The organism is Bacillus sp. NTK074B (assembly GCF_017303375.1).
GTDB lineage: Bacteria > Bacillota > Bacilli > Bacillales > Bacillaceae_B > Rossellomorea.
Genome location: NZ_JAFKOH010000241.1, coordinates 1 through 257, shown reverse-complemented (window position 1 = coordinate 257; position 257 = coordinate 1). Strand labels below are relative to the sequence as shown.

The window sequence follows — 257 nt, the reverse complement described above, 5'->3', positions numbered from 1 at the left end:
AGGAAACCACGCGCCGCAGATTGCGTGCCATCGGCAGGCAGGACAAGGCCCAGCACCCTCGGCGCCGGCCCCGTATCGGGGAGCGTTTCGGCAACCACAACCGGCAGATCCGGGCACGTTGCGAGTGCCTTTACCCGTGCCGCGCGATGGCGCGTCAGAACCCATCCGGTATCGCTTTGCTGCAGTGTTACGGGCGCGCTGTCCTCCACCGGCCATCCCGGCGCCTGTTCGCCCTGTGCATCGCGCGCCGCCGCAAG

The 257-nt window shown here is 68.9% G+C and carries 1 protein-coding gene; it reads right to left on the bottom strand.

From position 1 onward, the window contains the following. Nucleotides 1–257, bottom strand: a 257-nt coding sequence (locus JI667_RS22195) for a hypothetical protein (RefSeq protein ID WP_206858685.1), incomplete at both ends; no start/stop codon positions are given.